The sequence below is a fragment of the Phaeodactylibacter sp. genome, from assembly GCF_022763345.1.
Lineage (GTDB): Bacteria > Bacteroidota > Bacteroidia > Chitinophagales > Saprospiraceae > Phaeodactylibacter.
The window spans coordinates 46717-60866 of sequence record NZ_JALEGS010000104.1; the positions used below are offsets into that span (position 1 = coordinate 46717).

The 14150-nt window shown below is 51.5% G+C and carries 11 protein-coding genes; 1 reads left to right on the plus strand and 10 read right to left on the minus strand.

Annotation, left to right across the window (positions count from 1 at the left end; translation table 11 throughout):
* Positions 1-204: 204 nt before the first annotated feature.
* From MRY86_RS25285 to MRY86_RS25320, 8 genes are all read right to left on the minus strand, one after another.
* Entirely contained in the window at positions 205-939 is a 735-nt protein-coding gene (locus tag MRY86_RS25285; protein WP_293563187.1) for a CpsB/CapC family capsule biosynthesis tyrosine phosphatase, read from the minus strand.
* Between the two features lie 76 nt (positions 940-1015).
* Positions 1016-1957, minus strand: a complete 942-nt coding sequence (locus MRY86_RS25290) for a UDP-glucuronic acid decarboxylase family protein (protein ID WP_293563188.1) — start codon at positions 1955-1957, stop codon at positions 1016-1018.
* A gap of 72 nt (positions 1958-2029) precedes the next feature.
* Positions 2030-3358, minus strand: a complete 1329-nt coding sequence (locus MRY86_RS25295; RefSeq protein WP_293572034.1) for a UDP-glucose/GDP-mannose dehydrogenase family protein — start codon at positions 3356-3358, stop codon at positions 2030-2032.
* Positions 3359-3781: 423 nt separating this feature from the next.
* Entirely contained in the window at positions 3782-4390 is a 609-nt protein-coding gene (locus MRY86_RS25300; protein WP_293572036.1) for a UpxY family transcription antiterminator, read from the minus strand.
* 71 nt (positions 4391-4461) lie between these two features.
* Entirely contained in the window at positions 4462-5757 is a 1296-nt protein-coding gene (locus MRY86_RS25305) for a nucleotide sugar dehydrogenase (protein ID WP_293563466.1), read from the minus strand.
* Between the two features lie 78 nt (positions 5758-5835).
* Positions 5836-6981 (minus strand): DegT/DnrJ/EryC1/StrS family aminotransferase, encoded by a 1146-nt coding sequence (locus MRY86_RS25310; RefSeq protein WP_293563467.1) that lies wholly within the window; start codon positions 6979-6981, stop codon positions 5836-5838.
* Positions 6982-7002: 21 nt separating this feature from the next.
* A complete protein-coding gene (gene lhgO, locus MRY86_RS25315) occupies positions 7003-8208 on the minus strand; it encodes an L-2-hydroxyglutarate oxidase (RefSeq protein ID WP_293563468.1) in 1206 nt (401 codons plus the stop codon).
* Positions 8209-8754, minus strand: coding sequence for a winged helix-turn-helix domain-containing protein (locus MRY86_RS25320; RefSeq protein WP_293563469.1), 546 nt, complete (start codon positions 8752-8754; stop codon positions 8209-8211).
* Between the two features lie 294 nt (positions 8755-9048).
* Between MRY86_RS25320 and MRY86_RS25325 the strand changes: the two genes are divergently transcribed.
* Positions 9049-10302 carry a pyridoxal-dependent decarboxylase gene (locus MRY86_RS25325; protein ID WP_293563470.1) on the plus strand — a complete coding sequence of 418 codons (1254 nt, stop codon included), beginning with the start codon at positions 9049-9051 and terminating at the stop codon, positions 10300-10302.
* Here the strand turns inward: MRY86_RS25325 and MRY86_RS25330 are convergent.
* On the minus strand, positions 10299-11528 hold the full coding sequence (locus tag MRY86_RS25330; protein ID WP_293563471.1) for an S-adenosylmethionine:tRNA ribosyltransferase-isomerase: 1230 nt from the start codon (positions 11526-11528) through the stop codon (positions 10299-10301). The genes MRY86_RS25325 and MRY86_RS25330 overlap by 4 nt on opposite strands.
* Before the next feature lie 102 nt (positions 11529-11630).
* The gene (locus MRY86_RS25335) at positions 11631-14069 is read right to left on the minus strand and encodes a heavy metal translocating P-type ATPase metal-binding domain-containing protein (protein WP_293563472.1); all 2439 of its coding nucleotides are present in this window, start codon (positions 14067-14069) and stop codon (positions 11631-11633) included.
* Positions 14070-14150: the final 81 nt, after the last annotated feature.

Sequence of the window (14150 nt, forward strand, 5' to 3'; positions counted from 1 at the left end):
TTTCTCAAAAATAATGTTCACAAATGACTCCTCCTATTTTTTGCGGAGGCTTAAAGGAGGCAATTGGCCATACTCGGGTAAAGAGCTATTGCTGGCGGCGTAGTTTTTGAGGTGGGCAGAAGGCTTAATCTCTGGGAGTTTGGCTCGCGCGAGCGTTTGGACACAACGGTATAGCGATAGCGGTACCTTAAGCTGTAAAAAAAATTATTGCAATTGCGGGTTTTTGAAACTTTTGCCCCCTAGTAGTTTGGCTATATTCCGATCTTCCAATGTGGCCCTGAGATTTTCAGCATGCCGGTCGTGGTGCAGGTCCGTGCCCAAATAATCGATCAGGCCGGCTTTTAGCAGAGCTAAAGCATTTTCCCGGGTGGGCTTGCCATAGTATCCGGTCAGGGAAAGCAGGTTGAGTTGGAATTCGCAGCCCCGTTCCTTAAGCTCAGCATACCGCTTAAAGTCTTCTCGGAAGAATAGGTAGCGCTCAGGATGGGCCAGCAACGGGCGGTAGCCTTTGGTTTGCAACCGGAATAGGTATTGTTCCAATTTTGGTGGAGCGGATATAAAACTCATTTCCACCAGGACACGATTCCCGGGCAAGGTAAGTAGGTCACCTTTTTCAAGCAGAGGCTCAAAGCCTTCGTCCATAAGGTACTCGGCGGCAGCATCAAGGGTAACATTCAGCCCGGCCGCTTTTATTGCGGTTTGTACCTCCGCAAGTTTCCCCCGTATGATTTCCGGTGTGTTGGGGTAAAGGTCCGCCATAATGTGCGGCGTGGTGATGAGATGGCGATAGCCCATCTCCTGTAGTTGAGCGATAAGGGAGAGGCTGTCCTCTATATCTTTGGCACCATCATCAATACCGGGCAGCAGGTGAGAATGCATATCTGTTTCCAGAAATGCGAAATCGCCAAGAGGGGGCGTCTTTTTGAACAGGTTGAACATAGAGGATTATTGCGTTTTTTCAATAACCTCGCAAAGGTAGGGAAAATTGCCGGGGGCTTTCCCCCCGGCAGCAACGTTAAACTTTTACGACTTCCTTGAAGTATTCCATTGTGATTTTCAGGCCTTCTTCCCGGCTAACCGTAGGTTCCCAACCCAGGATTTCACGGGCTTTGGTAATATCCGGCTGCCGCACTTTCGGATCGTCTTTGGGTAGTGGCTTGTAAGTGATTTTGGCATCGGGATTGCCCACGAGCTTCACTACTTCTTCGGCTACTTCTTTGATGGTTATCTCATCCGGATTGCCAATGTTTACTGGTAAGTGGTGGTCACTCATTAGCAGGCGGTAGATGCCTTCTACCAAATCGGCTACGTAGCAGAAAGATCGGGTCTGTGAGCCATCACCAAAGACGGTAATCCCTTCTCCGCGGATGGCCTGTGAGAAGAAAGCAGGCAGCGCCCGGCCGTCGTTCACCCGCATGCGCGGGCCGTAGGTGTTGAAAATGCGGATGATCCGGGTTTCCACACCGTGGAAGTTGTGATAAGCCATGGTAATGGCTTCCAGGAAGCGCTTGGCTTCGTCGTATACCCCGCGTGGTCCTACTGGATTGACATTGCCCCAGTAGTCTTCTTTTTGCGGGTGGATGAGCGGGTCGCCGTACACTTCCGAAGTGGAGGCAACAAGGATACGGGCGTTTTTGGCTTTGGCAAGGCCGAGGAGGTTGTGCGTACCCAAAGCTCCGACCTTCAGGGTTTGGATCGGCATTTTCAGGTAGTCAATGGGGCTGGCAGGGGAAGCAAAGTGCAAGATGTAATCCAGGTCTCCCGGTACATGCACAAACTTCGAAACATCGTGGTGGTAGTATTCAAATTCCTTGAGCGGGAACAGATGCTTGATGTTATCGAGGCTGCCCGTCAGGAGGTTGTCCATCCCGATTACATGGCACCCTTCCTTGATGAAACGGTCGCATAAGTGGGACCCCAAAAAGCCGGCAGCACCGGTAATAAGTATTCTTTTCATGGCTGAGATTTAAAGCTTTCGTCTTGTTGAATAAAATACCCTCCGCGGCAGGCGCCGGGGAGGGTAGTGGGTTTAAGCCTCTGCTTTTTGCACGACCTTGTTCCGGCCGATGCTATCGTAGTAAAACCCTTCAGCTTCCATAACCCTGGGGTCATAGATATTGCGGCCATCAAAAACAACCGGCTCGCTGAGGAGCTCCCGGAGCACCTTGTAACTGGGCGCACGGAATACCGGCCATTCAGTAATTACTGCCAGGCTGTCCGAGCCAATTAGCGTTTCGTATTGCTCCTCTGCAAATTGTATCCGGTCGCCAAATACCTGCTTGACGTTGTCCATCGCTTCGGGGTCAAAGGCTTTGATGGAAGCGCCCGCATTCAGCAGTTCTTCAATGATGGTAAGTGCGGGGGCTTCACGAATGTCATCGGTATTCGGCTTGAAAGCCAGTCCCCAAACGGCGATGGTCTTGCCACTAAGGTTGCCACCGTAGTAGTCGATGATTTTTTTGCTGAGAATATGTTTTTGTTTGTCATTAACGCCCATCACAGAATTCAGGATCCTAAAGTCATAGCCATTTTCGGCTGCTGTTTTCGCCAATGCCTGAACATCCTTAGGGAAGCAGGAGCCTCCGTAGCCCACTCCGGGGAAGAGGAACCGCTTGCCAATACGGGAGTCGCTGCCCATTCCGAGGCGGACCATATCTACATTCGCGCCTACCTTTTCGCAGAGGTTGGCGATTTCATTCATAAAGGAAATGCGGGTGGCCAGGTAAGAGTTGGCAGCGTACTTGGTCATTTCCGCTGAGCGCTCATCCATAAAGTAAACGGGGTTGCCCTGACGCACGAAAGGCTCATAAAGCCGGGACATGACTTCCTTTGCGCGTTCCGAAGACGTGCCAATTACCACCCGGTCCGGGCGCATGAAATCGTCAACTGCGACACCCTCCCGGAGAAATTCCGGATTGGATACCACGTCAAACAGGTCTTCAGAAAGCTTGTCGGAAAGTATTGCATGGACTTTCTCAGCCGTACCTACGGGTACTGTACTTTTATCGATTACCACAGTGTAGGTGTCTATAATCTCCGATAGATCAGCCGCTACACCCATCACGTAAGAAAGGTCGGCGGAGCCATCTTCGCCCGGAGGTGTAGGCAGGGCCAGGAAAATAACCTCGGCACCCTGAATCCCTTCGTTCAGATTGGTGGTAAACTTCAGGCGCCCTTGTCTGGTATTGCGGTCAAAAAGGATATCGAGCCCGGGCTCGTATATCGGGATTTCGCCCTGCTTTAAGCGTTCTACCTTTTTTTCGTCAATGTCTACGCAAATGACATGATTGCCGGTTTCTGCAAAGCAAGTGCCGGTGACAAGCCCTACGTAGCCCGTTCCAATTACTGCAATATTCATGGTGTTAAGTTATGTTGTAAAGATGAAGAATGCATATTTGTCTAATGTCTGATACCAGCCGTATATTGCCCTGCTCCCAAACCTGTGGGGCACGGGCTATTTTACAGTCAGTAAGTCTTGACGAACGGTACGTCCTCTATATTCTCGATTGGGTGTGCAAACGATTTTGATGGCAAGTCAATACCTTGACCAAAGCTACAAATGCTCCGAAGCCGAACCAGGCAGTAAAGAAACTGATCCTGCTTTATGCTTCATCGTTCACAGAGCAATAGTGTTGTTCGAAAAGGTGTGGTATCGTAGCTTTTCTAAGGTTTGAAGTAGTGACATGCAATTTAGGGTATTAAATTTTCTCATGCAAACCCACCAAAGAGAATTTGCATATGCTGCACCCCAATAATCAGTACGCTACAGTTTAAAGGAATGTTACAAATAATCCTTAAAACGGCCACCTTTGGGCTCGTTATCGGTCCGTGCACTTCCGGATTTGATTTTCCGGAGCAGGCTCGGGTCAATATCCATGATAAGGGAGTAGCCCATATTTTCCAGTTCGATCACGAAGTTCTTTTCGTTCTTTTGGTTGAGGAGAATGCCCTTCATTCCGGTAAGGCTTCCACCCAGGATTTCTACTTCGTCACCGTTGCAGAGGCTCAAGCTTCTGCTTTCCTGAGCTTCCACCTCAATGTTTTCTCCTACGACAAGACGCAAAACATCAATCTCGGTCTCCGGTATGGAAATCAGGTTTTTTGACAAACGGACAAAATTGAGCACATCCTGCGTCTCTACCACCCGGATGTACTCGCTCTTTTTGATCTTGACGAACAGGTAGCAGTTGATCAGCGGGAGCTCCAGGTGTTTTACCTTTCGGGTATACCTGCGGGTGACTTTCTGAAGCGGTAGAAAGTGTTCAACGCCTTTCTTCTTCAGCCGGTCCGCTACCATTTTCTCGCGCTTGTAGTTGGTATAAATGGCAAACCATCTGCTTTCGATGTTGCTCAGGTGGTTTTCGGGTTGTTGTTGAATCGCAGTCTTCATTGGAGGTCTTTTTGTTTTACGAAATACCAGATTTCAGGACTATGATTTTATGGGGAAAGCCTAACAAAAGGCTAGAGCCGCCAGTAAGTCAGTCCGGCATCTGCACCGGGCTTTTCATAAATGGCTTTGATGTCCATAACAATGGGGTCTTCTTTGCAAATGGACTTGAAGTATTCAAAATCCAGCGATTGATAGGCCTTGTGGTTGACCGCTACGATAATTGCATCATAATCGTCTGAGGCATTGTCCACGAGCGTCAGCTTGTACTCTTTCGCTACCTCATTCGGAGAAGCGAAGGGGTCAGTGATGTGCACGTTAATGGAGTACTGCATGATTTCCCTTGCCAGGTCCGCCACTTTGGAGTTGCGAATGTCCGCTACATTTTCCTTAAAGGTGATGCCCATGATAAGCACCTTGGTCTGACTTGGGTTTTTGCCCCGCTGAATCAACATTTGCGTCAGCCGTTTGGCAATAAAACCAGGCATGCCGTCATTAATACGGCGTCCACTCAGGATGACCTGAGGGTCATACCCCAATTGTTTGGCTTTGTGCGTGAGGTAGTAAGGGTCCACACCAATGCAGTGCCCGCCCACAAGGCCAGGGGAGAACTTTAGGAAGTTCCACTTGGTACCAGCTGCCTCAAGCACTTCATTCGTGTCGATTCCCATCATGTCAAAGATGATGGACAGCTCATTCACAAATGAAATATTGAGGTCGCGCTGCGTATTCTCAATGACCTTGGCTGCCTCTGCTACTTTGATGGAAGGCGCTTCGTATATTCCCGCCTTGATGATGGCGCCATACGTTTTTGAAATTTCTTTCAGGGCTTCCTCATCGCTTCCGGAAACAATCTTCAGAATTTTCTCGATAGTCCGTTCCTTGTCACCCGGATTGATGCGTTCAGGAGAGTAACCGATTTTGAAGTCTTTGCCGAGTTTTAGTCCCGATAGTTCCTCCAGAATGGGAAGGCAGTCCTCCTCGGTACAACCTGGGTAAACGGTGGACTCGAAAATGACATAGTCGCCTTTCTTCAGCACCTTACCCACCGTTTCAGAGGCAGAGAGGACAGGCTTGAGGTTAGGGACTTTGCTTTCGCTCACTGGCGTAGGGACCGCTATGATGTGAAAGTGGGCCTCTTTAAGCATAGCCGGGTCGGCTGTGAAGGTGATCCGCTTATTGTCAAAAGCGCTGCCTTCCAGTTCTTCAGAAGGGTCCTCGCCGTTTTTCATCATTTGGATACGGTCTTCGTTGATATCGAAGCCAATCACTTCAAAGTCGCGTGCAAATTCCAGAGCGAGTGGGAGGCCAACGTAACCAAGGCCAATAACGGAGATTTTTTTCTCGCGGTTTTTTAGTGCATCAAACATAAGTAGGGAGTCTTAAGCTTTTTTGTATTGGAGAATCTACGGTAGACGGCAGAGGTTATATCCTCTGCCGCTTGTCCTCTATTTTTGAAAAAAGGCTTTCACCTTTTCGGTGATGTAGGCTAATGTAGCCTCATCCAGTTCCGTATGCATAGGCAAAGAGATCACCGAATTACACAGGTCTTCCGTAACGGGAAGGGGATCAATCTGCTGGTCCATAGCTTGCTGATAGGCTTTTTGCTCGTACAGGGGCACCGGATAGTAAATCATATTGGGGATACCGGCTTCCTGTAGGTGCTTTTGCAGAGCGTCGCGCTTTCCGTTAGCCACCTTTAAGGTGTACTGATGAAAAACATGAGTGGACTTGGGGTCCCGTACCGGCGTCTGCAGCCCTTCGATACCTGCAAAGGCCTGGTCATAGTAGTCTGCCGCAGACCGCCGTGCCGCTGCGTACGCATCAAGGTGCCCCAGCTTGATGTCCAAAATGGCAGCCTGAATGCTATCAAGACGGGAGTTGACGCCCACCATGTCGTGGTAGTAGCGCTTTACCTGGCCATGATTGGCGATCATCTGCAGCTTTTGCCCCAGCGCTTCATCGTTGGTATACAGCGCGCCGCCATCGCCGTAGGCGCCCAGGTTTTTAGAAGGGTAGAAGGAGGTGCACCCGATGTGGCCGATGGTACCTGTTTTTTGAGTATGCCCGTCTTTGAAAGTGTAGTCAGCACCAATGGCCTGCGCATTGTCCTCAATGACCCATAGCCCATGGGATTTGGCAACTTCCATGATAGGCTCGAGGTCGCAGCTCTGCCCAAACAGGTTGACCGGGACTACCGCTTTGGTCTTGGGCGTAATCGCCGCTTCCACCAAGTCAGCTGTAACGTTAAAAGTGTCCGGGTCCACATCCACCATGACTGGCTTAAGGTTGAGGAGCGCAATGACTTCGGCTGTAGATACATAAGTGAATGCAGGCACAATGACCTCGTCGCCCGGCTGTAGGCCAACGCCCATGAGCGCGATCTGAAGGGCGTCTGTGCCATTGGCGCAGGGGATGACATGACGGGCGTCCAGGTAAGATTCCATGTGCGCCTTAAAAGACTTTACAGCCGGGCCGTTGATGTAGGCACAGGACTGCAGGACTTCCTGAACAGCAGCATCGATCTCCGGCTTCAGCCGCTCGTACTGTGTTTTGAGGTCCACCATTTGTATGTTCATTTTGACATCAGACATATAATGAAATTGTTATTTTCGTTAGTTAAGGTTTAAATGGCGGAGGGCTTTCTGCGCTACTGTCTCTCCAATCGCAAGGGACGCTGTGGCAGCCGGGCTTGGGGCGTTGCAAACGTTGATGACACCAGGCTTTTCCAAAAACAGGAAATCGTCAATCAGCGTGCCATCCGGACCGCAGGCCATTGCCCGCACTCCCGCGCCGCCTCTGACCAGGTCAGCTGTGGTGATTTCCGGTATCAAATGCTGCAGGGCGCGCACAAAAGCCGATTTGGAATACGACCGGTAGAGCTCGTTCAGCCCATCCCGCCAGTACTTCCGAGCTATTTGCTGAAAGCCGGGGTAGGAGAGGGTTTCCCAAAGTTCGCTCGAGTTGATATCGTAGCGGCTATAGCCCTCCCGCTTAAAGGCAAGCACAGCATTGGGCCCAGCCTCAATACCTCCGCCAATCATACGGGTAAAGTGTACGCCCAGGAACGGGAAGTTGGGGTTGGGGACCGGGTAGATCAGGTTGTTGACCAGATAGCGTTTCTCCGGGCGCAGTTCGTAGTATTCGCCCCTGAAGGGCAGAATCTGCAGGTCAATCTCCGGCATGGTAAGTTGGGCAATTTTATCAGAATACAGCCCTGCACAGTTGATGACCAGCCGGCAGGTGATGTCCCCCTTGTCCGTAATAACGGTCCCCTGCCCGGGGCGCAGGTCAATGTCCAGGACCTTATGCCCCAGCAGCGCCTCACCTTCCCGGTTTTGGGCCAGTTCCATATACTTTTCTGCCACTGCACGATAGCTGATAATGCCGGATTGGGGTACCCATATGGCTTTTAGGGCATTCACGTGAGGCTCTATCTCCCGGCATTCCTCCCGGCTGATCATCCGGATACCGTCCAGCCCGTTTGCCCGCCCGGTCTTCAGTATTTTCTCAAGGCGGGAGGCTTCATCAGGGCGGGTGGCGACAATGACTTTGCCGCAAACGTCATGCGGAATGCCATGAGCCCGGGCAAAATCAAGCAGGTAACGGTAACCACGGGCACAGTTGAGCGCCTTGGAGCCGCCGGGCGTATAGTAAATGCCAGAATGGATAACGCCGCTGTTATTGCCGGTCTGATGCCGCGCCACGCCAGGAGCTTTGTCGATCACGGCAATACGGAGGCCCGGCTGCTTCTCAGTCAATTGATAAGCAGTAGCAAGGCCTACAATGCCGGCACCGATTATAGCGACATCATACTGCATCTAGTTCGGTTCCATTTTATTGAAATAAAGCAGCAGCGGCTCAGGGGTGAAACGGTCGAGCATGCTTTCTGAAAACTCCTCCGCCTCATAAAGCAGATATCGTATTTTCCGGTTGACGACCTTCTCTGCTTTCTCTACAAGCCCCAGCAGGTAGCCCCGGTCTATGCTGCCGATGATCAGCAGGTCGATGATGGTACTGTCTATGCCTTTGGAAAAATCACCGATCAGGTAAACCCGCTCCACATTGCCCAGGCGTTCTATAACCTGCTCCACGACCCGGTCTACTCCAATTTGCTTCAAAAGGATATTATGAATCTCACTGAAAAGGGGGTGTTGGTCGTTGGCCCGGAACATTTTTTTGTTGCCAACCGTTTCTGAGCGCAGCATTCCCGCTTCCTCGAGGCGGTTGAGTTCCACCCGAATGGCATTAGAAGACTCTCCAAACTCCTGCTGCAAACCCCGCAGGTAGCTCGTGGTCTTGCTGTTGATGAAAAACTTCATCAGCAGCTTGATACGTGTCTTGGAGGATATTAAGGTTTCTATCATGATTGAGTAATAAAATTACTCAAGCTTGGTAAATAAGCAAGCTAAAGCGGTTAAAAAAAGCTGTATTTACTTATTGCCGACCTTTTCGATAGGGAATACTAAGAAAAGAACGAGCAAAAATGTTGCTCATTTTAATTTGTGTTTGCTGGTGCAATTTTAGTGAATAATCTGCTGATGTCCAGTGATTTTTTGTAAAAAGTGCCAAAAATAATGAACCTTTTTCGGAGCGTCTTCCGGGAGTCTAGTAATGGCAAGGGCTTTCATGCCGCTATTGCATTGTAGTGAACGCGGCAGATGTCACCCATTTTGCGTATCTATGCCGCTAAAATGCAATTCTGGAGCAAACAGAGCCCCGCGCAAATCCATCAGCGGGTATTCGAGGCACTGGGCAAAAATGTGGATTACAAAGACCGTTCCCCTCTTGGTTTGCCGGCCTCTCACCTGGACGAGAAAGTGTTCACCCCGCAGCCCGCCATGCTGCGCGAAGCCCCTTTTCTGGCTACCCTGGTACAAAACCCCAATCACATCGGATGCCATACTCTAGGCGATTCAGAAAGCTTCTTTGCTGGGACACAGGAGATTGAGCGGGAGCTGATTGCCCTGTGTGCAGTAGACATTTTCAACGGAGCAGAAGCAGGGCAGTTTGATGGCTACGTAGCCAGTGGCGGTACAGAAGCGAATATCCAGGCTATGTGGATCTACCGGAACTACTTCATGCGGGAGCAGGAGGCTACTGCCACTGAAATTGCCATCCTGTGCTCGGCTGACGCCCATTACTCTATGCATAAAGCAGCCAATTTGCTTGGGGTACGTGGCTTTGCCGTGGCAACGAGCCCGGAAGACCGCTGCATCACCGCCTCCGCTATCCGGGAAACCGTTGCCGAAGCGCAGACCTCCGGGGCTAAGTATTTTATTGTGGTTTGCAATATGATGACCACCATGTTTGGGTCGGTAGACCACCCGGAGCCTTACATTGAGGTGCTGGAGGAAGCTGGAATGCCTTACAAATTGCATGTAGACGGCGCGTACGGCGGTTTCTTTTTCCCCTTTTCAAAGATTGAGCACGCCCTGGATTTTTCCAACCCTAAGGTGGCCTCAATCACCCTTGATGCCCACAAGATGGTACAAGCGCCCTACGGTACCGGTATTTTCCTGATCCGAAAAGGGTGGATGAAATATGCCTATACTGAGGAAGCCCAATATGTGCAGGGACTTGACGCCACACTAAGCGGAAGCCGCTCGGGGGCAAATGCCATTTCCGTTTGGATGATTTTGATGACCTACGGCCCGCATGGCTGGTTTGAGAAAATCCACATTCTGAACTACCGGACGGAGTGGCTGTGCCAGCAACTCAGGGACCGGGCTATCCGGTTCTACCGGCACCCAGGGTCTAATATTGTCACCATTCACAAAAGCGGTATCTCCAGAGAAGTGGCAGAACAGTTTGGGCTTGTACCCGATAGCCACACTCATCCGGAGTGGTATAAGGTGGTGGTGATGGACCACGTAACGATAGATGCGCTGAGTGAACTGGTGGAAACGCTCTAGCCTCTGCTCCCCGGCAAGAGCAAGCTGCTGTCTCCATAGCTAAGAAAGCGGAAATCTTCGCTCAGGGCAAAGTCATAGACTTTTTTCCAGTCCTCTCCAATCAGTGCGGCAATCAGAAGCAACAGGGTGCTCTGAGGTTGATGGAAGTTGGTGATGATGCCATTGCAAACCCGGAAGGTATAGCCCGGGGCGATGATCAACTGTGTGTAGCCCTGTACGGTTTCCTGCTGTTGGGCTTCCAGGGCTTGCCGCACTGCCAGGAAGCTCTTCAGCGTGGAGGGGCGTATGCCTTCTTCGTAGGGTGTCCACTGTTGCACATCAATAAAGGAAGCCTGGTGGCCGGAGCAAAGGCTTTGGCCATGCCAGTACAGGCTTTCCAACAGCCGCATACTCGTGGTGCCGACCGGAATGATCGGCTTGCCTTGCTCTAAATGGGCAATCAGTGTATTCAGAGTGGCAAGGTTGATGTAAATGCTCTCCTCGTGCATATGGTGGTCAGCCAGGGCTTCGGCTGATACCGGCTTAAATGTTCCGGCGCCCACGTGTAAGGTGACTTCCAGTGTTGAGATGCCTTTTTCTTTCAGGTCGTCAAATACCCGGTCCGTGAAGTGGAGCCCGGCGGTAGGCGCTGCCACAGAGCCTTTAGTCTTAGCGTAGACGGTTTGGTAACGGTCTTCGTCTTCCGGCACGTTTTCCCGGTTGAGGTAGGGGGGCAAGGGGATAATGCCCGCCGCCGCGAGTAATGATCCGAATGCAATGCGGTCATTATTCCATTCGAATTCGATTTCGAAAGCATTTTCCATGCGGCCGATCCGCGTGGCTTTGAGTTGTACATCGCCGGATTCGGTAGCGATGCTCTTTTCGATTACTCCGGTTTTCCATTTCCGGTTGCCGCCTACGAGGCATTTCCAGCGCACGTTCTGCGTACTGGAAAAGTTTTGCTGGTATTCAGCCGGTGTCAGGGGCTCCAGGCAGAGGATCTCCAGCCGTTTGTCGTTGGGCAGGGTAAAATGCAGGCGTGCGTGGATGACCTTGGTGTTGTTGAAAACGAGCAGTGCTCCCTCGGGTAGCAGTTCCGGCAGCGCCCGAAAGGAATGAGCATCGATTTTTCCGCCCTTATAGAGCAGCAGCTTGGAGGCATCCCGCTCTTCTAGAGGGAATTTAGCAATCCGGGACTCGGGCAGTTCGTAGGAGAAATCCTTAATGTTGATAGTCTTGGGATCCACTAGGCTCTGGTAATTGGTTCGCAATCGCGCAAATGTAAAAAATCACATAACAACTCCAGTGCTTTTGGGTTCGCAAGCCTGATTTGTAAGCACCTGCAACGCTTAAAGCTTCAGCTTTCGGGCCAGGATGTTGCTGGACAGCGTCCCAAACAATACGATGCTTATAGAACTGAGTGGCATCAAAATGGCTGCTACGATGGGCGACAAAGCACCCTGCACGGCAAAGCTCAGCCCGATAATATTGTAGATGAGTGCAAAACCATAGGCATAGTACACCAGCCGGATACTCTTACGCGCAAACTCAACGAAGTCGGGCAGGCGGTCGAAGTGAGCTGCATCGAGGATCGCATCACAGGCCGGGGTGAAGTTATTGGTGTTTTCTGCTACCACGATTCCGGCATCGCTCTGCTTCAGCGCACCGGCATCGTTCAGCCCATCGCCCAGCATCATCACATTTTCTCCCTTCGCCTGCAGTTTGCGGACGAATTGCAGTTTATCCTGTGGGTTCTGCCGGAAAAACATTTCCCCTTTGCCTTCGAATGCAGGTTCCAGCAAGCTCCGTTCCCGGTCGTTGTCGCCGGATAGGAGGAAAAGGCGGGCGCGCTGAGCAAAGTAATGCACGACTTCCCAAAGACCGGTACGGAAATGGTTTTCCAGACGGAACGCCCCTCTTACGTGTCCGTTGATTTGGATGTACACCCCGCTTTCTGCCGCCACTTTCTTATCCATAAATGCAGCGGAGCCGGCTTTCAGGTGATAATGAGATACGTTGCCGGCCACACCTTGCCCGACCACTTCCTCCCAGTTGGAGACCGGGTACAAAGTGGCATCCTGAGCGGGTTCATCGGCGCTGAGGTAGGCTACGATTTGCTGGCTCAGGGTATGGCTCGAAGGCTTGAGCAGGGCTCGGACCATTTGCTTTTCGTGGGCATCGAGCGGTGCGCCCTCGAAGTGGATGGAACTTTGATGGCGATCGGTGAGGGTGCCGGTTTTATCAAAAATGACGGATTGTACGTTGCTTACCGCTTCGATTACTGCCGTGTTTTTCAGGAAAAACCGGTTGCGGGCCAGCACGCGCAGCGCATTACCAAAAATAAAGGGCACTGCCAGTGCCACGGCACAGGGGCAGGCGATGATCAATACTGCTGTAAAGGCATTAATCGCGAGGCCGGTATCGTACTGCAGCCAGTAACCCAGTGTGGTGAAGGCGATAATCAGGATGGCAAAGGTGAAGTACTTGCCCACCCGGTTTGCGAGTTCACTGGTGCGGGAATCGGTGGCCTTGGTGAAGGCTTCATCGTTCCACAGCTGAGTCAGGTAGCTCTGGGAAACGCGGCGGGTCAGGCTGACTTCAATGCTGCTGCCGGTTTGCCGCCCTCCGGCATACACTTTCTCCCCGCTGTTACGCCCAACGGGTTCCGATTCGCCAGTCACAAAACTGTAGTCAATCGCTGCTTCTCCGTTAAGCAGGACACCATCGGCAGGGATGAGCTCGCCATTTTTGACCTCTATGATGTCGCCCGGGTCCAGCTTGTCGAGGGTGGTGGAGGTGGTGCTGCCGTCCTCGTTTTTACGGTGGGCCGCAATAGGGAAATAGGACTTGTAATCGCGCTCGAAGGAAATACTATGGTAGGTCCGTTGCTGAAACCATTTGCCAGCCAGCAGGAAGAAGACGAGCCCGGCAAGGCTGTCGAGGTAGCCCGCTCCGGTATGGGTCAGGATTTCAAATGCAGAACGGCCGAAAAGGGTCAATACGCCCAGCGCAATCGGCACGTCAATATTCAGGTTGCGGTTTTTCAGGCCCAGCCATGCAGATTTGAGGTAGTCGCTGCCGGAATAAAAGACCAGGGGCAGCGCCAGGAGGATGTTCAGGTACCCAAACAGTTGGAAAAACTCGCCTTCCAGCGTCTTGTCCAGCCCCAGGTATTCCGGGAAGCTGAGCAGCATGATGTTGCCAAATGCAAAACCAGCCACCCCAAATTTGTAGTAAAAGGAGCGGTCGACCAAAGGTTTCTGATCACCGTCCAGGTTGCTGAGGTTGATGGCAGGGGTGTAGGCAATGCTGTCCAGCAGTTCGACCAGTTGCCGGAGGCTGATCACCGACTCGTCAAAGGTGACATACACTTCCTTTTTGACGAAGTTGACGGTAGTCGCCTGAATGCCAGGATTGAACTTGTAGAGGTTTTCCAGCAGCCAAAGGCAGGAAGCGCAGTGGATGGCCGGGATGAAGAAAGTGACGCGGGTCTGGTCATCATTGGCAAAATCGATGAGCTTTTCGCGGACATCAGGATCGTCCAGATAAGCAAAGGCGGCCTGCTTTTTGCCCTTGAGGCTCATACCAGCCTGCTCATCAATATCGTAATAACGGCACATGCCATTATCATCCAGTATTTCGAAGACCGTCTTGCAGCCTTCGCAGCAGAAGTCTTTGTCGTCCAGCTGAATATGGGTGGGCGCACAGGGCTCACCACAGTGGAAACACGCGGGTGCAATATTGGGCACAGCCCCTTGTGTCATTGGCTTAGTGCTAACGGTCGGCATGTTTGGCTTTTTTCATTGGTTACGGCCCGGGCCGTTTACCTTTTGCGAACTAGAAAAACAGTTGTCTTTCGTTTGTTTTGT

What these genes read in the sequence shown, in the direction of transcription:
- MRY86_RS25305 (WP_293563466.1), bottom strand. Translation starts at nt 5,757, where the DNA reads ATGTTTGATGCACTAAAAAACCGCGAGAAAAAAATCTCCGTTATTGGC.
- lhgO (WP_293563468.1), bottom strand. Translation starts at nt 8,208, where the DNA reads ATGCAGTATGATGTCGCTATAATCGGTGCCGGCATTGTAGGCCTTGCT.
- MRY86_RS25310 (WP_293563467.1), bottom strand. Translation starts at nt 6,981, where the DNA reads ATGTCTGATGTCAAAATGAACATACAAATGGTGGACCTCAAAACACAG.
- MRY86_RS25335 (WP_293563472.1), bottom strand. Translation starts at nt 14,069, where the DNA reads ATGCCGACCGTTAGCACTAAGCCAATGACACAAGGGGCTGTGCCCAAT.
- MRY86_RS25300 (WP_293572036.1), bottom strand. Translation starts at nt 4,390, where the DNA reads ATGAAGACTGCGATTCAACAACAACCCGAAAACCACCTGAGCAACATC.
- MRY86_RS25290 (WP_293563188.1), bottom strand. Translation starts at nt 1,957, where the DNA reads ATGAAAAGAATACTTATTACCGGTGCTGCCGGCTTTTTGGGGTCCCAC.
- MRY86_RS25320 (WP_293563469.1), bottom strand. Translation starts at nt 8,754, where the DNA reads ATGATAGAAACCTTAATATCCTCCAAGACACGTATCAAGCTGCTGATG.
- MRY86_RS25295 (WP_293572034.1), bottom strand. Translation starts at nt 3,358, where the DNA reads ATGAATATTGCAGTAATTGGAACGGGCTACGTAGGGCTTGTCACCGGC.
- MRY86_RS25285 (WP_293563187.1), bottom strand. Translation starts at nt 939, where the DNA reads ATGTTCAACCTGTTCAAAAAGACGCCCCCTCTTGGCGATTTCGCATTT.
- MRY86_RS25325 (WP_293563470.1), top strand. Translation starts at nt 9,049, where the DNA reads ATGTCACCCATTTTGCGTATCTATGCCGCTAAAATGCAATTCTGGAGC.